The organism is Brevibacterium samyangense (assembly GCF_039529845.1).
Classification (GTDB): domain Bacteria; phylum Actinomycetota; class Actinomycetes; order Actinomycetales; family Brevibacteriaceae; genus Brevibacterium; species Brevibacterium samyangense.
In genome coordinates, this window is record NZ_BAAANO010000003.1 from 21,864 (window position 1) to 27,544 (window position 5,681).

At 69.3% G+C, this 5,681-nt stretch carries 3 protein-coding genes; 2 read left to right on the forward strand and 1 reads right to left on the reverse strand.

Annotated features, from left to right (window positions below):
- The coding region (gene hrpA / locus ABD172_RS01245; protein ID WP_425546636.1) for an ATP-dependent RNA helicase HrpA at positions 1-3,128 on the reverse strand (3,128 nt) is incomplete at its 3' end.
- Between the two features lie 161 nt (positions 3,129-3,289).
- Here hrpA and ABD172_RS01250 point away from each other — a divergent pair.
- Together ABD172_RS01250 and ABD172_RS01255 are read left to right on the forward strand one after the other, a co-directional pair.
- Positions 3,290-4,225, forward strand: a complete 936-nt coding sequence (locus ABD172_RS01250; protein WP_344306223.1) for an AEC family transporter — start codon at positions 3,290-3,292, stop codon at positions 4,223-4,225.
- 88 nt (positions 4,226-4,313) lie between these two features.
- Positions 4,314-5,666 (forward strand): TIGR01906 family membrane protein, encoded by a 1,353-nt coding sequence (locus tag ABD172_RS01255; RefSeq protein ID WP_344306226.1) that lies wholly within the window; start codon positions 4,314-4,316, stop codon positions 5,664-5,666.
- The last annotated feature ends 15 nt before the right edge of the window (positions 5,667-5,681 follow it).

The window sequence follows — 5,681 nt, forward strand, 5'->3', positions numbered from 1 at the left end:
CGGCGGGCCGGGGCCGGTGCGCCCACGTGCGCCTTGAGGGCCTCGAGGTCACGCATCACCGGGGAGATCCGCCGGCGGCCGCGGACTGCGACGAACTCCATGACGAGGTGCGTGGGGAGGCGATCGAGGTCGAAGTCGCTCGGTTGCACCGTGATCGGCACGAGGTCGGTGAGTTCACCTCCGCCGGCGCGCTTCGTGAGCGCCCGGGCGAGCGCGGTGGAGAGCGGTTCGCCCGAGTCCGGGTCGAGCTCGGCGAGGACCGCGCGGGCGACGTCGGGGGCGGGAACGAAGTACCGACGGATCGACTTCGGCAGGGACCGGATGAGCGCCGTGACGAGTTCGCTGCGCAGGCCCGGCACCTGCCAGGTGAAGGGCGCTGCTTCCGTGGCGGGGAGGGAGTCCGCGGGGATCTCGACGGTGACGCCGTCGGAGCGGGAGCCCGGTTCGAAGGAGTACCGGAGTTTCGCGGACCTCCCGTCCGGCAGCTCCCAGTTCAGCGGGTAGTCCGCGGCGGCAGTCTGCAGAGAGCTTGCGCGTTCGTCGGCGAGGAGCATGTCCTCGGTGATGTCGAGGAACTTCCCGTCGCGGTGCTGCTGCTTCTTCCACCAGGAGTCGAAGTGCGCACCGGACACGACGTCGGCCGGGATCCGCTCGTCGTAGAACGCGAAGAGGACGTCGTCACCGGCGAGGAGCCTGCGGTCGCGCACGCGGGACGCGAGATTCTCCGCGCGGCGGAGCGTCTGCGCGTTGCGCTGAAGGAACGCGTGCCGGGCGTCCCACTCCCCTTCGATGAGGGCACGGCGGATGAAGAGTTCGCGGGAGAGCACGGGATCGATCCGACCGAAACCGACCTGCCGGTCGTTCACGAGGGTGACGCCGTAGAGCGTGATCTTCTCGTCGGCGACCGCGGAACCGGCTTTCTTCGACCACCGCGGTTCGCTGTACTGCCGGTGGACGAGGTCCCCGGCGGCCTCGATGATCCACTCGGGTTCGACGGCGGCGACGCTCCGGGCCCACAACCGCGAGGTCTCGACGAGTTCGGCGGCAACAACGACATCGGGCTTGCTCTTGAACAGTCCGGAACCGGGGAAGATCACGAACCTGGTGCCCCGGGCGCCCTGGTACTCGCGTCCCTCCGCGGTCCTCGACCCGATCATCGAGAGCAGCCCGGTGAGGAGGGACCGGTGGATCTGCTCGGACCGGGCGGCGGCGTCCGGATCGTCCTCCCGCCACGAGGACCGGTCCACGTGGACCTTCGCGTTCCCGAGGAGCGAACGCAGCTGGGACACGAGGTCCTGCCATTCCCGGGCACGGACGAAGTTGATGAACTCGGCCCTGCACAGCCTCCGGAACTTCGAACTCGAGAGTTCGGCGCTCCGGTCCTGAAGGTGGTTCCACAGCCGGAGGATCGAGAGGAAATCGGAGGTCGGGTCGGTGAACCGGCGGTGCATCTCGTCGGCCTCCGCACGCACCTCGGCGGGGCGTTCGCGCGGGTCCTGGATCGAGAGAGCGGCGACGACGACCGCGACCTCTCCCCCGACGCCGCGTTCGGCACCGGCGAGGACCATACGGGCCAGGCGCGGGTCGATCGGCAGCCGGGCGAGCTGCCTGCCGACCTTCGTGAGGGACAGTCTTCCCTCCCGCAGTTCGAGCGCACCGAGCTCCATGAGAAGGGTGCGACCGTCCCGGACCGCCTTCGCATCCGGCGGGGTGAGGAACGGGAAGTCCGTGACGTCCTTCTCCGTCTGAACGAAACCGAGGGAGGCCATCTGGAGGATGACGCTCGCAAGGTTCGTCCGGAGGATCTCCGGGTCCGTGAACTCCGGACGCGCGAGGAAGTCCCGTTCGGAGTACACACGGATGCAGATGCCCTCGCTCGTGCGGCCCGAACGGCCCTTGCGCTGGTTCGCGCTCGCCTGCGAGATCCGTTCGATCGGCAGCCGCTGGACCTTCGTCCGGTTCGAGTACCGGGAGATCCGGGCGGTCCCGACGTCGATGACGTACTTGATACCGGGGACGGTGAGGGAGGTCTCGGCGACGTTCGTCGCGAGCACGACGCGCGGGCGGGAGTGCGGGGCGAAGACACGCTGCTGTTCGCCGGCGGAGAGACGGCCGAAGAGCGGGACGATCTCCCACTGCGCGAACCGGCCGCCGCGCTTCTGCGTGTGTGCCGAGAGCGCCTCGGCGGTGTCCCGGATCTCCCGCTCCCCGGAGAGGAACACGAGAATGTCGCCGGGCGCCTCGGCCGCGAGTTCGTCGAACGCCGCGAGGACACCCTCGGTCTGATCGGCGGCACCTGCCTCGTAGGAGCCGTCCTCGCCCGGGCCGTCCTCGTCGTCGTCGGACTCCTCGTCCCCGGCGAGGGGCCGGTACCGCACCTCGACGGGGAAGGTCCGACCGGAGACGGAGATGATCGGGGCGCCGCCGAAGTGCTCGGCGAAGGACTCCGGGTCGATCGTCGCCGAGGTGATGATGACCTTGAGCTCGGGACGTTTCGGCAGGAGTCGGGCGAGGAAGCCCATGAGGAAGTCGATGTTGAGGCTGCGTTCGTGCGCCTCGTCGATGATGACGACCTCGTAGTCGCTCAGCAGCGGGTCGTGCTGGAGTTCGGCGAGGAGGATGCCGTCCGTCATCACCTTGACCCGGGTGTGCTCCTCGACCTGCGAGGTGAAACGCACCTGATAGCCGATGCCCTGCCCGAGCTCCTCGCCGAGTTCCTCCGCGAGGCGACCGGCGACCGCGCGGGCGGCGATCCGGCGCGGCTGGGTGTGGCCGATCATCCCGGAGACACCGAGGCCGAGTTCGAGGCAGATCTTCGGGATCTGGGTCGTCTTGCCCGAACCGGTCTCACCGGCGATGACGACGACCTGGTTCTCCCGGATCGCCTCCGCGATCTCGTCACGGTGCTCGCTGACCGGCAGCTGCGGCGGGTACGTGATGTCGAAGGAGACACCGGCGCGGGCCGCCCGGCGGCGTTCGAGGCGCGCCGCGTGCTGCTGGGACTGCTGCCGCGCGGAATTGCGCACGGCGCCGCGCCCGGGGTTCCGACCTGTGCCGGGCCGCCGGGAACCGGTGCGACGGCGTGGGGAGTCCTGGGGGCCTCGGCGGTGTGTGCCTTCGTTCGTCATGACTGTTCAAGGGTACCGGGGCGCACACCCGTGAGGTCGGTCACCTCGACGCCCCGGCAGGCGGCTGCGACACGCTCCGTTCACAGAAGCGGGACTAGCCTGGTGGCGCACCCGCCGGACGACGAGAGACAGAAGGTTCCCACTGTGAGTGAGCTCCCGACATGATCGGAGTGTTCGAAGGATTCGGCGTCATCGCCGTCGTCATCGCGGCGGGTATCCTCCTCGGACGCTCGGGTGTGCTCGGGGACAGCGGGCAGAAGGTCATCGCGAAACTCGTGTTCTGGGCCGCGACCCCGAGCCTGCTGTACACGACGCTCGCCGAGACCGAGATCGAACGGATCTTCTCCCCCGCCCTCTTCGCAACGGGTGGTTCCGCACTGTTCCTGGCCCTCGTGATGTTCGCGATCACCCGGTGGGGCTTCCGCCGCGGGACCGGCGAGTCGACGATCAGCGCGTGGACCGTGAGTTACGTGAACATCGGCAACCTCGGCATCCCGATCGCCACGTACGTCATCGGCGACCTGAGTTTCGTCGCCCCCGTTCTCCTCTTCCAGCTCCTCGTCCTCGCACCGCTCGGTGTCGCCCTCCTCGACTCCGCGAAGAGTGCGGACGGCAGCGGCCGGACGACGTGGTGGAAGGTCGTCCTCCCGGTCCTGCGCAACCCGATCCTCATCGGTGCGACGGTCGGCGTGATCTGTTCGATCACCGGGTTCCGTCTGCCGATCGTCCTCCACGACCCGATCAGCATGCTCGGCGCGATGTCGGTGCCCGGTGCGCTCCTCGCCTTCGGTATCTCCCTCAAGGACGGGTGGAAACTGCCGGCACCGGGCACCCGCCGACAGTTGTCGCTCATCACCGTCCTCAAGCTCGTCGTGCAGCCGGTGCTCGCCTGGGCGATCGCCGGCCCCCTGCTCGGCTACTCGGGGCTCGACCTGTTCGGCATCGTCGTCACCTGCGCCCTGCCGACGGCGCAGAACGTGTACATCTACTCCCTCGCGTACAACCAGTCCGAACGCATGACCCGCGACGCCGTCTTCATCACGACGATCCTCGCGATCCCCGCGATCCTCCTCGTCGCGGTCCTCCTCGGCGGGTAGGGCCGCACGAGGAGCCACCGCCGCGGATTCGCCCCCCGCTGCGTGTCGGAACCGGGGCAGCACGCCGTGCCGGAGAACAATGGGATCCGTGGCCGAGAACGAATCGAAGAACCCCGACGACCTGCTCGCACGCAGGATGAACTCGCGTGCCTCCGCAGGCCCCGAGTCCCTCGACGAGACCGAGCAGTTCGACGCGCTCGCCCCGGAGAACGAGCCGAAGACCGGGAGGGGCGCGTCCGCATCGTCCACGAGCGGCTCGACGTCCTCCGCGGCCTCGACTCCTTCCTCCTCGGCCCCTTCTTCTTCGGCAGAGGCGGCTTCCCCTGCCTCTGCCGGTTCCTCCTCCGGCTCGGAACCCGGTGCCGGGGCCTCGTCGGCCACCCGGAGGACGGGTACCGCCGCCTCCAACGCCTCTACCGCCGAGGCGTCCGCGACGAAACGCGTCACCGTCACCCCGCAGGTCCCCGCCTCCGAACGCCCGGCACTGTTCTCCGACGAGGAATGGGCTCTCATGAACGGTGAGCCGGTTCCCGCGAAGCGCGCCGGCGCCTCCGGTTCGGGAGCCCCGAACGCAGGTACCGGCGCCACGAACGCAGGTGCCGGGTCCACCGGGGCGACGGGCACTTCGGCGAAGGACGCGGTGACCCGCTCGTTCGCCGCCGGCTCTGCAGGCGTCGGCGCAGCGGGTGCCGCCGGTGCGGGTGCGGCAGCCGCGGTCGCCCGGTCCGTGCCGCAGAAGCGGACGACCGCCCTCGACGTCATCGGGATCGTGTGGACGACCCTCGCGGTGCCGTTCGTCCTCGCCGCCGTCGCGGTCCGTGCGATCGCGAGTGGCTGGTTCCTCCGCTTCGAGTACTTCTGGCGGCCGGGCTTCCCCGCCGACGACTACGGTTTCACCACCGAGGACCGCCTCCACTACGGGTCCTATGCCGTCGACTACCTGCACAACCAGGACGGTGAACGCTACCTCGCGGACGTGGTCCTGCCGAACGGTGTGCCGGTCTTCCGCAGCGAGGAGATCAGCCACATGGCCGACGTGAAGTCGCTCATCGGGCTGTTGTTCCTCGTCGCGATCATCGCTGCGATCGGCGCCGTCGTGTTCGGGCTCGTCCAGTCCCGGCGCACGGGGCCCGGCATCCGCCTCGGCTATCGCTTCGGTGCGATCCTCACGCTCGTACTGTTCGGCGGGCTCGGGGTCCTCGCGTTCCTCGGCTGGGACTCGTTCTTCACCCGTTTCCACGAGGTGTTCTTCGAAGACGGGACCTGGCAGTTCTACCTCGACGACTCGCTCATCCGCCTGTTCCCGCCGACCTTCTGGGTCGATGCGGGAATCGGGGTCGCCGCGATCGTCCTCGTGGGCGTCGTGCTGCTGTTCTCCCTCAGCTTCGCCGGGCACCGCGGTCGCCGTGCCGCCCGGAAGGCGGCCCGCACCGAACGCTGACGCACCCCGTCCCCA